Consider the following 14,701-nt stretch of genomic DNA (forward strand, 5'->3'; position numbering starts at 1 on the left):
GACGACGCCTGGCGCGACTGCCAAGTGTGGCAACAGCGCGTCGCTCTGGACCTGCACTACCTCGCCGAACAGATCGACGTCTCGGTATACGTACGCCACTTGCCGCCCGGCCAAAGCCTGGAAGACGCCGCCCGCGAACTGCGCGAGGCCTCGCAGGAACTGGCCTGGGTGGGCAGACTGAGGGTGTGGCAAGGGCCGGGCAAGGGGTAGCAGTCAAAGCCGCTCACCGTGGAGCAGGAGCCTGCTCAACAGCACTCATCTCCGCACCCTCGTGCAATCCCTCGGCCATCTCCAGATCGTAGAGCCGTGTCGTGGGCCCATCCGGACGGCAGCGCTCCTTGACCAGAGGATGCCAGTGATTGCTGGCCGCGCGCTGGCGGGCATATTTAGCGGTCAGGTCGCGGATATAAAAAAGAGGGAGCATGAAAACCTCAAAAACTGTGGTTGCCCACATCCGTCCTCGCGGCATGATATTTTGCTGAACCAAGTCACGATTCAATTGAAGATTGACTTTAGCTGTCCTGTGCTTTTTCCGATATTTGTCCAATACCTCTTTACGGTTGGAAGCGCTCAAGGTATTTCCCTGCTCGTCGAACCAAGGCCCCTTCTCCATATAGCAGCGCAGATACTCCCACAGCATCCCCTGTGTTTCCGCGGTTCGCCCCATGGGCAGGTTGAGGCGCAAGGCAATCACCTCCTCCGCATGTCCATAACGCTGCAGCAACAGCTGTAACGGAGTTTCAGTCATGGCTCCAGTGTACTGGGTCACTGTGCGGCTCTCCTGCATCCAGGCCACCGCCTCGTCCCAAGGTGCATGGTAGAGCTTGTCCTTGTCCTGAAAATAGATCTCCCGGGTACGGCGGTTAAAGCGAATAGGGGAAGAGGATGGCCAGAAGACCTCCAGCAAGAAAACAGTTAACGTAATACCAAAAGCACCGCCAATAACTGTTAAGTAATTGATCAACTCGCCTTCCAGGCGCAATGCTGGCGCCATCAATATGGCACTATAAATTGTAAGGAGCCCCCATACCCCGGTAAAGATCCCCTTGCCTTCTTCGGCACCGCTGGAGAGATCCAAGTAGTGCTCGGTTTGGTCCTGCACCTCGCCTAACTGCATGGGTTGCTTGGCGGCCCGGCGATTGGGCGATAACACGATCAGCTCGTCGGCCAAGCCAAGCCGCTGGGATAGATCGGCAAAGTAGCTCTTGATGCTCTGCATGGTCTACCTGATCTCGATTTCGATGGGCGACAGGGTCAGGCTTTAGCCTCTTCGCCCCAAGCCGCTGGCGTTGCAAAAGGCGATAGAGCACCTCGGTCGCCAGCGCTACGACTTAGCACCAGATTATCGACCAAACCCTTCAGCCATGGCGGCTCGTACCTCGGGTTCCAGGGCCCAGGAACTTATCGGCAGCCGCAGTAAAGCAATGACCAGCAGGTGTGACATGGGCCTCCGCATGACGGGTCAATAGCCAAAGCGCGGCGGGAAATGCGAGAGCGGTGGCTCGCGGCCGACCCACTTCTCCTCTGCGAGAGCTTCCGCCTGTTTAACTTGGTCATCAGTCAACAGGTCTCTAAATAGCCGTTTCGCACCACGTATTTGCCCAGCACCTTGAGTTTCAATATCGATGGCATGCAGTACTGCCCATCCTTCTATGACGTCTTCTTCGCATGAATAAACGGGGTCGTCTTCAGGTTCCAAGTAGCACATAGCAATTCCAAGGCGGGCGTCATAGCTTCCATTATTTGATCCTTCCTTAATCCAGTTCCATGCCTCATCATATGCTTCTAAATCACCTAAAACTCGTGAAAGTCTTTCCATTGCAGGCACATAACCTTGCTCTGCTGCTCGTCTAAACCACTGCTTGGCTGCTTGCAAACGTCGGTCGTTGGTTAGGTACCAACCGCGTCCGTCGAGAATGCGGCCTCCCAGGATCGTTTGTGCCTCGGGCTGGCCCGCCTCGGCGGCGCGCTCCAGCCATTCGCCGGCCCGGCGCGACTGGTCAAACATGCGATAGATATCGAACATCAGCAGCATGGCGTTGGGATCGCCGGCCTCGGCCTTGGGCTGAGCCACGGCCAGGGCAGCATGGTGCCAGTCCTCATACCCTTCGGGGCAGCGGTCACCGGCGGTGCAAGCACCGCCTCGAAACAGTTGCAGCATGGCGTGCACATCACCCTGTTCGGCGGCTTGCAGATACCAGGCCATGGCTGCACGGGTCAGACCTAACATATGCTGACGCCGTTCCGCTTCTCCCATGTAATACATGGCATCGACATCGCCCGCTTCTGCTGCTTGTTGCAGATAAGGAAGGGCTGCTGTCGAGTGGCCGATATTATAAAGGCGCATCCCCTCATTCTTGGCGGCCTGCACCTCGGGTTCTAGTCCCCAAACGCTGGTCGATAAAAACAGAAATATAATTGCCAGATACGTCTTGATCAGCATTCGTTTGCCACCGATTTAGCGTTCTTCATAACGGATTCGGGTACCGCGTCGTGTGGATACGACCTGACGGTACTCATCTATGTCTGTCCCCAAGCGCTGCGATGAATCTTCATAGCGTCTTTTAGCAAGCCGTGCGTCGCGGCTATTAGCGCCATCTCTCTGCATAAATCGGTCTAGTCGCTCGCGGTTATGGCAATAGGCCTGTACCCAGCTTTGGTAGCCGTCGTAGGTACCGTCCAGCGACATCCGCGCCACCGCGCGCTCGAACAGGTGCTGGGCCTTGGCACGGTCGTAGTGGCCGCTGGAAGTATATCCCTCCTCCAGCCAGCCCAGACAGGTAGCGATGGCGATCTGCTGCAGGTCGATGGCCTGGTTGCGATCGAAGGGTTCGCCGTCAATGGTATAGCCGCGCCAGCCTGGTGGGAACGCCAGGGTATTGAGTAACGGCCCCAGAGCTTCCGGATACAGGTTCCTGATCCAGGCCGCCAGTTGAGGCGCTTGTTCAGGGTTACCGGCCGCATCGACAATTGCATAAGCAATTACCCCCGCCCGCTCGCTCTGGGTCATCAGGTCGTAGAGGCGCTGGATGCCGTCCAGGCCCCGGGCGGCGAGCAGGCTGATATCGAGCAAGGTAGTGGTGGCCAGGTAGCCCAGCCGGCTCATGAACTGGAAGGCGTCGCGATCGACCCAATCGATGAAGCCATAGTCGTTGTCACGCAGTGCCTGGCTGAGCATCATGAACCAAAGGTTCAGTTGCTTGAGGCCCAGCTCCATGGCGATTTGTCCGCCCGCGCCTTTGCCAGCTACGACCTTGGCTCTGAAGTAGGCGACGAACTTGCCCTGATGGATACCCAAGCGCAGGCCGAGCTCGCCGCCGATCCCACCGGCCGCCTCCAGACCCAGCACGGCATGACCCAATGTGCGCCAGGCATTTAGCTCGGTTTGCTGATTACTCAGGGCCAGCCAGTCGCGATCAGCCAGTTGCGGCAACTGCCGGGTGATATCGGCCGGCGGTTGCCAGCGCATGCTGCAGCGCGTGTTGACACCCACTGTGGCGCCGGCAAAGGCTTTGAGGGCAGCGCCTTCTGCTTCGCGCTGTGCCCACTCGAGTCCGGTGAGCTTGAGGCCATCATGATCGAAGCCCAACCCGGCCTCGGCAGTCAGTGCCAAGGAGGCGCCGGCAAACCCCTTGGCCACAGCCGCCACTTGCAGTGAGTAGCGGCCAAGATTGCGTATCTCATTCTGGCGCTGCGTCAGCACGGCTTCGAACGGCAGAGCGTCACTTTCGCTGGGCAGTTGCAGCGTGCCCAGGCTGATCTCTCCGCGCGCCAGACTGTAGGTGCCTTTGAGTTCCAACTGGTACTTTGCGCCGACACCATGGCCCGTGCCGTTATCCCCCTCTGCAGCTTCCCAGGGACCACGTCGAGGACCGCCAAGGTTACGCTCACGCACCCCTTCTCTGCGGTGCTGTACCTCCGCTGTCACCTCCCCGCCGGCCTCGGTCTCATGCTCCCACTCAAAGAATGTCAGCGAAGCCTCACGTTCGACAAGGGTCACCGGTTCGTCGAGGTGGATCCCCATGGCCTCGTTCAACGCGGCATGGGGCATACCCACCAGACGTAGCATTTGCGCCTGGGCGCTGGCATCGAACAAGCGCAAGCGCTCCCGGCCTGGGCCGGTGAACAGGATGCGCTGCAGCGTTTCTGCCCAGGCACTCCTGGCACCATCTTGCTGGAGAGACAATACCTCGTATTCCTGGGCATCGAGATAATCGAAGAAAGCCTCGGGAATGAAGAAGCCTAGGCGCTCCTCGAACCAATCGGCACGTCGCTCGATACGCTCGCAGCCACGCCGGGCCAGCCAGTTGGAGAGTGCGGTTTCGTTGGCCTCCCACAGAGTGGCGGGCAGCACGCCATCCTGTTCGAGGTCGCGCAGCAGCGCTAGACGGTCTTCGTCGCGTATGTCGCGCAGTAGATGGCGAAGGCTGACATGACTCAATGCCTGCTCGGCGCGGGGCGAGCTGAACTCACGTAGCGGAAAGTCCTTGCGGACCAATACGTCGATTGTCTGTCGGCGATAGCCCAGGGCATGGCGCTGATCGGTGATATCTGCCTGCCAGAACAGCACCCGCTGCGGGCGCATGTTCGCCACCTGGGCTTCGGCCAGTTGATAGAGCACATCCAACTGAGCCACTAGCTCCTGGAAAGCTTCGCGCTCCTCCTCGAAGAGGTGAACGGGCAGCGCTGAGCGGCGCGCAGTGGCAGTAGCCCACTTGTTGAGCTTGTCCTCCACCGCATCGAATATCGTGACGGCCTCCTTGAGCCGTTGGTTGTAATAGTCGAAGGCTTCGATGCCACGTTCCAACCCGCCGGGAACCGCACTCATCGGCACTGCAGCCAAAGCCCACTCCGGGGTGGCCACACCAAGGGTGGCAAGGGCAAGGATGCTGTCGCAGTAGGCTCTCAACTCAGTGTCAAGCCGTTCAGCTTCGCCATGAATGAAGTCGCCAATGACACCACAGCGCGAAGAGTCCTTGGGCGACATCGACTCACAGTCGGCAAGGAAGGCTTGATACTCCACCAGGGCCTGTCGTACCGGTAGCAGGGTACCCGGCTGGTCGACGGAGGCATTGTTCTGGAGAACGGCAGCCCGGCACTGGCGATAGGTTTCCAGCGCCCGCTCAATCTCCGCTTCCCAGGGGCCATAGTAGCCGCTGCCTTCGATTACGTACTCCTCCGCCTTGGCACGTTCCATGCCTTGGCGATATAGCCCGTGAAGCTCTTCCAGTAGACGAGCCTCTTCAGCGTTCCAGATACGATTCCAGAGGCGAGGAGCAACGACAATCAGGGGAGAAACCCAGAACCATGGGTTCTCAGTGAGCGGGCTGTGCTCGCTTACGCGTTGAGCCGGGTCAGTTTCTTCATCGCCGCGCTCCTGCATCAGCTCAGCTAACCGTTTCAGTTTATCTCGGGCTTGATTGCGCTCGGCTTCATTCAAAAAATTTTCCGGCCGCGCCGGCAGAAAGCATTCCAACAGGCCGGCATCGTTATTGAGATGTTCCAAGCGCTGATGGGGGTCCTCCACTTTCACCCATCCGGCAAGCTCGTCGGCAGCTTCGTGCAGGGCCTTGGCCACCTCCTCAGTGAGTAGCCAGAACGTGCCAGTGCCGGTGAGATAGATAATGTCGGCCCAGGGAGCCGTCTCGCAGACCATCGGTACAGGGCATTCCTGACCGCCTTCGAAGGCGGGAGGCTGGAACTCAGGCAACAACAGCGGGGCGTACAGGCTGCCGGGGCGTGTATCGGTGGTCATGAAAGGCGCTCCAGTTCGCTGATTCTCTGCGCTTCGGTGAGGCTCAAGTCGGACAGAATGTGTTGTGCGTTATGCCAGGTGTCATCGCCCGCCTGACGAATCAGCGGCAACAGGCGCTTCCTGTCCCGCCCGTATGTGATGCCCCCCTCGGCAAGATGCCCCAGCCGCTCCATCCACACCGGTGGCAGCGCCGAAAGCGGCGTCTCGGTTGCTCGGCTGAGCCACCAGGCACGCGGGCTCTCCTTGAGAGCCTGTTCCAGCGCCTCGGTCAGTGCGGGAGCTTCGGCTTCGTTGCGCTCTACGGCTGGCTGCCACCGTTGCCAGTGCGTCAGCGGCGTGGGTGTGATGACCTGCCCCAGCGGCCCGATGAGCTGGGCGTAGGCGGTGTCGCTACTGGCGGCGAGCAGGGCCGTCCAGGCGGCGGCATCCTGCAGGTTCACCAGCGACTGGCCGCCGTGCGGGTCATCGAGGATGAACAGGCGCCGCAGACGATCGGCCATGTCGCTCAGGGAGGTGGCCTGGGCCGGCTGGAAGAGCCAGCCGTGGCGCTGCCCGGCACATAGCGAGCCGATGGCCTGCCAGGCTTCACTGCCCGGCGTGAGCTCGACCAGCCAAGGGCTGGCTTCGAGCAGCGGCGACAGCGGCGTGCCGGCAAACAGGGTCAGGTAGTCGTGCCAGCCAGGCTGGCCCACGAGCGCGGCGCAGCGTTCTGGGGCGCGGCGCTGATCCAGCACCACATAAACCGAGCGCTGGGCTTCAAAGCTGCCTGATAAAGTCTCGATACGCTGGCTGCGCTCGTCGATTCGACTCAACCAGCCAGGCATGGGCAGTCTCCCCGGCTGCAGGTGGTCTCGCTCAGCTTGCCGCACAGCGGCAGCAGCGTGGCTTCGCTGAGCTGATAGTCCTTGAGCTTGGGCAGCACGGTGGGCGGTATCGCCTCATGCACCTCCGGCACTGCCCTGCCCGGCAGCAGCGGCGTCTCCACTGCCTGGCCTGAGCCCGAGCCGGGGCTGCCTCCGGCGTTGATCTTGACCTTGGGGCCAACCAGGGTGACGCCGCCGCCGTCGAGTTTGAGGAAGCTGCCACCAGCGTTGAGCGTCATTTCGCTACCGGCTTCGAGCACCACCTTGTGGCCGGCCTTGACGTGCAGTTCACGGCCGCATTCGCTGAGCCAGGCCTGGCCGGCCTTGATGTGCAGGGTGCCCTGTACCGTGAGGTGCTGATTGGCGACGGTTTGCTCATGACGTTCGCCGCGCACGGTATGGTGCTCGTCGGCGTGGATCTCGCCGATGCGGTCATGATGCACGGTGAGGAAGCTGTCGTTGCCGATCTCTTCGGTGCGGTCGTTGTTGGTCAGCAGCTCCAGGTCTTTCTGGGCGTGCAGCCAGATCTGCTCTTCGCCGGCCTGGTCCTCGAAGCGAAGTTCGTTGAAGCCTTCGCCTTTGTGACTCTGGGTGCGGATGACGGTACGTGTCTTGTGCTCGGGCAGTTCGTAGGGCGGCGTGTTGACGGCGTGGTAGGTGCGTCCGGTGATCAGCGGCTGATCCGGGTCGCCCTCAAGGAACGACACCACCACCTCATGTCCAATCCGCGGAATGGCCATGCTGCCGTAGCCACCGCCGGCCCAGCCTTGGGAGACGCGCACCCAGGCGCTCGGCGCTCTTCCAGCGGCTTCGCCTTCAGCCCCGGCGGTATTGGGTTCGGCATAGCGATCCCAGGGGAACTGGACCTTGACCCGGCCGTGCTCGTCGCAGTAGATCTCTTCGCCCTCGGGGCCGACGACGAAGGCGATCTGCGGGCCGTCGACGCGGGGCTTGGCGTTGGGCGTGGGCCGCCAGGCGCGGTCGGCGGGGGTGAGGATCAGTTCGTTGTCGAACTTGGTCATGCCCTCCGAACCTGCCCGACCCCGCAGGCCTAAACCCGCCGCATCACTCTGCGTGACACCATCCTCTTCCAGGGCCTGGGGCTGGCTGCCGGTGTGCTTGACCTTGACCACCTGCCAGTCGCGGTTGAGCTCACTGAGGTCGTGGTCGGTGAGGGTGAACTTGACCCCCGGGGCGAGCTCGGGCAGGTCGCTCTCGGCGGCGCAGGTCAGGGCGCCGCTTCTGAGGTGTTCGAGGCGGATGCGGGTGTAGGCGTCGCCGGAGGCATCGGCCTTGTAGCGCCCCGGGTAGTCGTAGTGTTCGTAGTCGTCTCGCTGGGCGTGCTCTTCCAGGTCACCCGCGGCGTGCTCGTGGAGCTGCGCATAGGCGGGGTTCTTGAACGAGTAGTCCTTGAGCGTGACCGAGGCCGGGGCGACCCGGGCGAGCTGTTCGAGCTTGCGCACGTGGCGGCTCGGCGGGGTGCCGCCGGCGCGGCCGTGGTAGGTGCGCTCGCCCAGGTGAGCCAGGGTCTGGGGGGCGTCAGCGAATACCAGGCGGTGGGCGCCGTTCGGGGTGTCTTCGAACTCATGGAAGTAGAACAGGCCCTCTTCGGCAGCCAGGCGCTCGACGAAGGCGAGATCGGTTTCCCGGTACTGCACGAGGAACTCTCTTTCCGCCAGGTCGCGGGTGACGGCGAAGGCGACGTCGGTGAGGCCACGCTCGTCGCACAGGGTGTTGAGTACGGTAAGCGGCGAGACCTGCTGGAAGATGCGCGAGTTGTGGCGCAGGTCGAGACGCCACAGCGCCGGGCGGGCGACCAGGGAGTAGAGCGTGCGGCGATGGCCGCGGTCGCCGCGACCGAACTCACTGACGACGGCGTGGACCCGGCGCAGCACCTCGCCGTCCTGCCAGATGGTCAGGCTCACCGGGCGGTCGAGCAGCTCGGTGGCGGAGAGGCTGCCGTCGCGGCTGGCGAAACGCACCTCGAGGTGGAAGGGCTGCGAGTGTGCCTCTTCCAGGGTGAAGTCGATCACCGCCAGCTCGGCGCTGTCGACCCCGGCGAGATCGAGGGTGAATTGCAATCCAGTTGCAGCCATACGCGCGTTCCTTTCAGCAACCTGATGAAAAAGCAGGACGAGAAACGCAAGGTTACGCAAGCGAAACGAAGGCACAAGGCAGGAGGTGCATGAAGCGACGATGGCTGACGTAAATTGTCGGCAATATCTTACAAGCGCCCGACTTCTTAAAATTCTCATACCTATCGTGTTGCCGTTATCCCTCCTCTATACTGGCTTTCATGAATTACATTCCTTAACACGCTTCCGGCGCGCTCGATGACGCATCGCCCTGCCCCACATGGCTCAAGCTCGATTCTCAGCCCCAGCCGCCGCCGCTTCATCGGTGGCCTGGCGGGGCTGCTGCTTGCCGCAGGGTTGGGTCTCTCCCCTACGTCACTCGAGGCACGCATCGACCGTGCCCGCTTGCGTAACAGCATGCAACGTCTGTATGGCAGCGCCGGGCTTGCCATTCTCGAGGATTGGTTTGCACTGCTGGACAGGCTGCGCAGCGCCGATCTCGATACCCAATTGCGCGAAGTGAACGATTTCTTCAACCGACGCGTTCGCTGGGTCGAGGACATTTACAACTGGGGTGCCGAGGATCACTGGGCAACGCCGCTAGAGACCATGGGCAAGGGTCAGGGCGACTGCGAGGATTACTCGATTGCCAAGTACGTCACGCTCAAGGAGCTTGGCGTATCCGGTTCGCGGCTGCGCATGATCTACGTTCGTGCCCGCATCGGCCGTAGCCAGATCGTCCAGGCACATATGGTGCTGGGCTACTACGAGACACCTGCCGCCGTGCCGCTGATTCTCGACAACCTGGTGCCCTCCATCACCCCCGCCACGCAGCGAACCGACCTCGACCCGGTGTTCAGCTTCAACAGCGATGGCTTGTGGGCTGGCGGCTCTACCCAGTCGCGGGCCGATCCGGTGGCACGTCTGTCACGCTGGCGCAGTGTGATCGAGCGTATGGAGCAGCAGGGATTCATGGGATGACGAAGAAAAACGAACCGCCTACAAGAGCGACACATGCCCCGCAGCAGGATGAACGAGGGCATCCATTCCCCGGGGGAACGAAGACATGTCACTGATCAAGCAACTCTGGTTGACCATCGCGGTGTTGCTGCTGCTGGCCTTCGTGGGCAGCCTGCTCATCGGCGTGACGAGCAGCCGCCATTACATCGAGCAGGAAGTCCAGATCAAGAACAACGACAACGCCAATGCACTGGCGCTTTCGATGAGCCAGATCGAAAAGGACCCGGTGATTCTTGAGCTGCTGCTGGCGGCTCAGTTCGATACCGGCCACTACCAGCGCATCGCGCTGTACGATCCCCAGGGCGAGATCATCGACGAGCGCACCGCTGGTGAGCATATCGACGATGTGCCGGGCTGGTTCGTGAATCTGGTTCGCTTCGAGGTGCCGCCCGGTCGGGCTGTGGTTCAGGATGGCTGGCAGCAGTACGGCACCCTGGAGCTGGCCAGCCAGCACAGCTTCGCCTACCGTTCGCTGTGGCGCAGCACCCTGGAGCTGGCTGGCTGGTTCGCCATCGCCGGCGCCATCAGCCTGCTGCTGGCGGCCTGGATCGTACGCACCATTCGACGCCCGCTGCGCGACGTGGTGAGCCAGGCCCAGGCCATCGGCCAGCGGCGCTTCATGGTAGCCAACGAGCCCCGGACGCGTGAGCTGCGCGAGGTGGTCCAGGCCATGAACCAGCTCTCCCAGGCGGTACGCCAGATGCTCGGCGAAGAGAGCGACAAGCTCGATCAGCTACGGCGGCGCATGCAGCACGACCCAGTTACCGACACACTCACCCGGGCGCCTTTCCTCAACCAGTTGCAGGCTCACCTGAAGAGCGAAAAGGACGATGCCAGCGGCGCACTGGTCATGGTGCGCGTGGCACGTCTGGCCGAACTCAATCAGCAGCTCGGCCATGTCGCCACGGACGCCCTGCTCGCTCAACTGGCGCGTCGTCTCGAGCAGTTGGCCCGTAGCCACGGCCACGGCACGGTGGGACGACTCAACGGCAGCGATTTCGGCATGATCCTGCCGCGTCATCATGAGCTGCAAGACCTGGGCAAGACGCTTCAGCAGCACTTGGAGAGTCTCAGCACCAAGCAGAACGTCGACACCTCGCTGGCTTCCGCGCTGCGTCAGTATAGCCAGGGCGAGAGTCAGGCCGAGCTGCTCGCCAGTCTCGACGGCGCCCTGGCTGCGGCGGAAACGCGCGGTCTGAATGGCCAAGAGATCGTCGATCAACCCGCCGGCACCGTGCTCTATACGCGTCATGACGAATGGCGTCAGGCGCTCGCGGAAGCGCTGCAGCAAGGCGTATTCCTGGCTCACTATCCGGTGCTGGATGCCGAAGGCAAGCTGATTCACTTCGAGGTACCGTCGCGTCTGCGTTTGAAGGGCGAATGGCGACCGGCAGGTATCTTCCTGCCCTGGGTGTCGCGCCTGGCCATGGCCCCTACCCTTGATTTGGCCGTCGTTTCGGCGGCGTTGACCGATGTCGAATCCAGCGGCAAGGCAGTGGCCGTCAATCTCTCGGCGGAGTCGCTGGGCGATGGTCACTTCGTCGGTGAGCTGCTTTCCCGCATTCAGGCGCACCAGAGTATTGCCGACAAGCTGTGGTTCGAGCTGCCTCAATCCGTCGCGCTGCAGCAGCCCCAGGCGCTGCGTACACTCTGCCACGCCCTGCTGGGGCTGGGCTGCAAGGTCGGCCTGGAGCATGTCGGCACCCAGTTCGGCAAGATCGAGGGGCTGCAGGATTTGGGCCTGAGCTTCATGAAGATCGAAGCCGCTTTGAGCCAGGAGGTGGAAAGCCGCAGCGATCAGCAGAGCCTGCTGAGAGGCATGGCAACGCTGGCCCACTCACTGGGCATTCTCACCTTCGCCGAGGGCGTGGAGAGCCAGGATGCGGCAAAGGTGCTGTTCGAGCTGGGGCTCGATGGTGTGACGGGACCGGGTATCCGGCATCACGCAGGCGACACCTGATCCACCAGCTACACCCGATACGACATGAGGCCGGCAAATCGCCGGCCTCATGCTTCAATGCGTCTGGGCTCAGAGAATCTGGGCTCAGATGATGTCGTTGTCGGTATCCGACATCAGGCCGATGCTGTTCCTGCGCTTACGCAAAGACTGACGCTCCAGCAGCTTCTGCTGAGCCGGCTCGGGCAGATCGGTAAAGCTGATCACGCCCTTGTCCATCAGTACGTTGATCACGTCCTCGAGCACCCGCACGAACGCCAGGTCGGACTTCGACAGTGCCAGGTTGTCGACGTCATCTCCCCCTTTGGAGACGAATTCCTGCAGCTCAGAAGAGCCAGACGGCAAGAACTCGCGGCACTCTGCCGTTGCCTCATGGCTGACCTGCACCACCTGCCCTGACTCATTACGCTTGATGTACATGAGTATGTCTCTTGATGACTTTACCTAGATTAACAAACGCCCTGCCCGGTGTCTCCAGGCAGGGCGCAGGGCTAGCGATTCATCGATTCCACGTTACTGATCGATGTGCAGCTGACCACTATCGAGCAGCCCCTTCAGGAACTCCGCCGACCCTTGGTCGTTCATGTTGAAGTTCTCCAGCACGATCACTTGGGTCGCATTGCTGCCGTTTACGCCGATGCTACCCTCGTGGTTGACGTAAAGCACGGTACTGGAGCCCTCTTGCGCGGGGAAGATGAAGCTGTCGATGGTTCCTGCCGCTTCCCCTTGCAGCAAGTCGGCCAAGTCAAGCGTGTTGCTTCCAAGACTGAAGTCCTTCACCACATCACGGGCGGCACTTCCCACGCCTCCCTGATCGCCGAAGTTCCACTGGAATACGTCGTCTCCTTGGCCGCCAATCAGGGTGTCGTTACCGGCACCTCCGATGAGGATGTCGTTACCATCGCCGCCGCTCAGCACCTGTGCCCCGGCGCCACCGAACAGCACGTTGTTGCCGGCATCGCCGTTCACTACCTGGCCATTCTGGACCACTATACCGAGGGAGCCGGAAGCGCTGTCGCCATCTGCATCGGTCACGATGAAGCCGAAGCCCAGGTTCTTGGGTGCGCTATCATCCATGCTGAAGGTGGAGATCGAGGTGATGCGCACCGTCGTACTGCTGCCAGGCATCAGGTCGATATAATCGATATAGGTGCCCAGCTTAGCCGTGATGAACAGGTTCCCATCCACCAGATTCGTGGCTCTGGCAATACCGCTCAACGTAGTGCCATCACTCAGCATGGCCGTATAGTTCACGGTTTCGTTGCCGCTGATGTCGTTGATCCCGATCTTGGCGACATAGGCCAGGTTTGCTTTGCCGCTGGCGCCTTCATTGTCGAAATCGATACGCATCTTCTCGCCGGTATCGAAGATGTTGTTACCAACCCCCATTCCCTGGGTACTCGGGTTGATGTTGCCACTGCCGGTGATCTTCACCGACCAGGCCTTGGCGGTCGCACTCGAACCGAAGGTGCCATCCTCATAAATGTAGTAGGCCGGCTGCGGTCCGCTCGCCCCTACCGAGCCTTGCAGGGTCGAGTTGAGAATCGACAGATCCAGCGGCTGGTACTGCTGGAAGGTGTAGGTGCCGTTCGGATGCCCGGTGAGGGTAAAGACCACCTGGCCTCCTGCGCTGGCCGTCAGCACGGAGCCATCTCCCGACACCTGGTACGTGACCGCCTTGCCACCCGACGTCAGGCCCGCTGGCGGCGTACCGCTGAACGCCACCTTGCCCGGGTAGTCGGCCCCAATGTCAGCCAAGGAGCCCGTGAAGCTGGCACCGATGGCATTGACACTGACGGCGTTGGTAACATTGGTGACGGGCGCATCGTCGATGATGGCTACCGACAAGGTGCCGCCCGCCGTGCTTCCTCCTACCCCATTCACGCTCAAGGCAATGTTGTCGGTCAGTACGTCGTTGGTCGCAGTGCCCGGCGCACCGTGGCTCTGCGCTGCGCTCAGCGTGTACTGGTAGCTGACGGTGCCCGCCGTGGCCGTGCCGCTGAAGCCGGTCAGGTAGAGCGTGCCCATGCTGGTGACGATACCCACGGAAGGCGAGCTCTCGTTGAAGCCCTGCAACTGCGCCAGGGTGAAGACCTGCCCCATCACGTTCAGCGTGGCTATGCCATCGCTAGCCGAGATCTGGAAGCTACCGCCAGCCGTTTCCCGGGTGTCCGCTGCTGAGGTCAGCCCCGCTTCGTAAACGGTGCTGTCGGCACCGCCGGTACTGACGATCACACTGGCGCTGTCATCGGTGCCCTGAATCGAGAAGCCGAGCGTGGCGCTGGCCCTGTCACCGTCGGCATCGGTAATGGTGTAGCCCAGGTTGAAGGTGAGCAGGTCGCTCGCCTTCAGCGCCTGTACCTTGGCCAAGCTATTGTCGAGGGTGAAGCTCCAGCTACCGTCGGTATTCAGCACTAGCGTGCCGTACTGGCCAATGTCGGCCAGTTGGGCGGAACTGACGTTCCAGCTGACTGTAGCAGCACCCCCAGCGGGGCCGTCAGCGCCGAAGTTGTCGTTGCTCAGCACGTTGCCACCAAGCACGTTCTGGGCGGCATCTTCGGTAACGGTGCCACCATTGTCGTTTACCGCCTGCGGTACGTCGTCGACGATGGCGATGGTGAGGTGGCCGGTCGTTGCGCTGTCGCCAACGCCCTTGACCGCAACGACGATCGTATCGGTCAGTACGCCATCGGTAGCGCTGCCCTGGCTGCCATGGGCTTGCACCTCTTTCAGGGTGTACTGGTAAGTGATGGTGCCTGCATTGGCCGTGCCGCTGTAACCGGTCAGGTAGAGCGTCCCCATGTCGGTCACGATGGCCGCCGAGGGAGAGCCCGAGCTGAAGCCCTGCAGTTGCGCCAAACTAAAGGTTTGCCCACCTACGGTGACGTGAGCGATACCGTCGGTAGCCGATACCTGGAAGCTGCCGCTGGCGGTCTCACTGGTGTCTTCCACCGAGATCAGCCCCGCCTCGTACACCGTGCTGTCGACACCGGTTGCACTGACGATGATCTGCGCCTGGTCGCTGGTACCA

Annotated in this window: 9 protein-coding genes and 1 pseudogene; 3 read left to right on the forward strand and 7 right to left on the reverse strand. The window is 61.6% G+C overall.

Annotated elements, in window-relative coordinates:
- Positions 1–210, forward strand: a pseudogene (locus B8115_RS23625) (cation transporter); the annotation flags it as partial.
- A gap of 13 nt (positions 211–223) precedes the next feature.
- Here the strand turns inward: B8115_RS23625 and B8115_RS15895 are convergent.
- The 5 genes from B8115_RS15895 to B8115_RS15915 all read right to left on the reverse strand — a co-directional run bounded on the left by B8115_RS15895 (position 224) and on the right by B8115_RS15915 (position 8,714).
- Complete coding sequence (locus tag B8115_RS15895; RefSeq protein WP_010628817.1) at positions 224–1,219, reverse strand: DUF6708 domain-containing protein; 996 nt, start codon at positions 1,217–1,219, stop codon at positions 224–226.
- A gap of 243 nt (positions 1,220–1,462) precedes the next feature.
- Positions 1,463–2,443 (reverse strand): tetratricopeptide repeat protein, encoded by a 981-nt coding sequence (locus B8115_RS15900; protein ID WP_010628818.1) that lies wholly within the window; start codon positions 2,441–2,443, stop codon positions 1,463–1,465.
- Between the two features lie 15 nt (positions 2,444–2,458).
- Positions 2,459–5,755 carry a hypothetical protein gene (locus B8115_RS15905; protein WP_010628819.1) on the reverse strand — a complete coding sequence of 1,099 codons (3,297 nt, stop codon included), beginning with the start codon at positions 5,753–5,755 and terminating at the stop codon, positions 2,459–2,461.
- Entirely contained in the window at positions 5,752–6,579 is an 828-nt protein-coding gene (locus B8115_RS15910) for a DUF4123 domain-containing protein (protein WP_010628820.1), read from the reverse strand. The genes B8115_RS15905 and B8115_RS15910 overlap by 4 nt, the downstream gene beginning before the upstream one ends.
- Positions 6,564–8,714: a type VI secretion system Vgr family protein gene (locus tag B8115_RS15915; RefSeq protein ID WP_010628821.1), complete on the reverse strand. Its 2,151-nt coding sequence runs from the start codon at positions 8,712–8,714 to the stop codon at positions 6,564–6,566. Before B8115_RS15915 ends, B8115_RS15910 begins: the two co-directional genes overlap by 16 nt.
- Positions 8,715–8,951: 237 nt before the next feature.
- Here B8115_RS15915 and B8115_RS15920 point away from each other — a divergent pair, with 237 nt between their 5' ends.
- Positions 8,952–9,674: a transglutaminase-like cysteine peptidase gene (locus tag B8115_RS15920; protein ID WP_010628822.1), complete on the forward strand. Its 723-nt coding sequence runs from the start codon at positions 8,952–8,954 to the stop codon at positions 9,672–9,674.
- Positions 9,675–9,759: 85 nt separating this feature from the next.
- Positions 9,760–11,673 (forward strand): EAL domain-containing protein, encoded by a 1,914-nt coding sequence (locus B8115_RS15925; RefSeq protein ID WP_010628823.1) that lies wholly within the window; start codon positions 9,760–9,762, stop codon positions 11,671–11,673.
- Positions 11,674–11,757: 84 nt separating this feature from the next.
- Here B8115_RS15925 and B8115_RS15930 read toward each other — a convergent pair whose 3' ends face one another.
- Entirely contained in the window at positions 11,758–12,090 is a 333-nt protein-coding gene (locus tag B8115_RS15930; RefSeq protein ID WP_010628824.1) for a hypothetical protein, read from the reverse strand.
- Positions 12,091–12,183: 93 nt separating this feature from the next.
- Positions 12,184–14,701, reverse strand: a 2,518-nt coding sequence (locus B8115_RS24085) for a type I secretion C-terminal target domain-containing protein (protein ID WP_010628825.1), incomplete at its 5' end; no start/stop codon positions are given.

Origin of the sequence: Halomonas sp. KM-1, from assembly GCF_000246875.1 — a bacterium.
Taxonomy (GTDB): domain Bacteria; phylum Pseudomonadota; class Gammaproteobacteria; order Pseudomonadales; family Halomonadaceae; genus Halomonas; species Halomonas aerodenitrificans.